The 1,097-nt window shown below is 71.9% G+C and carries 2 protein-coding genes and 1 pseudogene; 2 read left to right on the forward strand and 1 reads right to left on the reverse strand.

From position 1 onward, the window contains the following. Window positions 1–142 (reverse strand): annotated as a pseudogene (locus tag AC27IQ_RS25320) (type II secretion system protein N); the annotation flags it as partial. Between the two features lie 47 nt (window positions 143–189). Between AC27IQ_RS25320 and gspG the strand changes: the two are divergent. Continuing rightward, window positions 190–642 carry a type II secretion system major pseudopilin GspG gene (gspG, locus tag AC27IQ_RS25325; RefSeq protein ID WP_284396434.1) on the forward strand — a complete coding sequence of 151 codons (453 nt, stop codon included), beginning with the start codon at window positions 190–192 and terminating at the stop codon, window positions 640–642. 81 nt (window positions 643–723) lie between these two features. Then, window positions 724–1,097, forward strand: a 374-nt coding sequence (locus AC27IQ_RS25330; RefSeq protein ID WP_487091271.1) for a prepilin-type N-terminal cleavage/methylation domain-containing protein, incomplete at its 3' end; no start/stop codon positions are given.

Consider the following 1,097-nt stretch of genomic DNA (forward strand, 5'->3'; position numbering starts at 1 on the left):
CGGGCGCTGCCGCCGCCACGCCCGGGCCCGCCGGCCGGGCCGAGAGGCGCAGGCCCCAATAGACCACGCTGGCGCCCGCCAATGCCCACAGGGCCATCGTGCCCAGGCGCACGCCCCACCTGCCGTATGTGTTTGTCACCATCGCACGATTATGATTGACCGCATCTGCCCTATCCGAGTCGCCCCTCAGTGAATTCACACGCTTTCTCCCTTGCCCGCACCGCACGCCGCCGCCTGGCGGCCGGTTTCACCCTGATCGAACTGATGGTGGTGCTGGTGATCATCGGCGTGCTCGCCGCGCTGATCGTGCCCAACGTGCTCGACCGCGCCGACGACGCCCGCAGCACGGCGGCACGCACCGACATCACCAACATCGTGCAGGCCCTCAAGCTGTACCGGCTGGACAACCAGCGCTATCCCACGGCCGAACAGGGCCTGCAGGCGCTCATCGCCAAGCCCACCTCGGGCCCCGCGCCCGGCAACTGGCGCCCCTACCTCGAGAAGCTGCCCAACGACCCCTGGGGCCGCCCCTACCAGTACCTCAGCCCCGGCATCAAGGGCGAGGTCGATGTGATGTCGTTCGGGGCCGATGGCCAGTCCGGCGGCGAGGGCAAGGATGCGGACATCGGCAGCTGGCAGTGACGGCTGCGCCACGGGGCCCCGGCTTGCGGCCGCCGCCCGCATGAACGCGCCGGCCCCCGCCCCTGTGGCGATCGACGTCCTGTGACCCCGAATCCTTTCCGCCGCGCCCGGGGCTTCACCCTGTTCGAGCTGCTGGTGGTGGTTTCGATCATCGCGCTGGCCACGGCCGGCGTGGGCTTTGCGCTGCGCGACAACGGCCAGACGCTGCTGGACCGCGAGGGCGAACGGCTCTCGGCGCTGCTGGAGGCGGCACGCGCGCAATCGCGGGCATCCGGCGCCACCGTGCGCTGGCGCGCGTTCGCGGGCGGCTTTCGCTTCGAAGGGCTGCCGGGCAATCCGTCGGCCGGCGCCTGGCTGGACCCCGGCACGCAGGTGCTGGGGCCGGGCCTGCTGCAGCTCGGGCCGGAGCCGCTCATCGGCCCGCAGCAGGTCGTGCTGGCCAACCAGGGCCACCC

This window comes from Acidovorax sp. KPB24-07 (genome assembly GCF_057543315.1).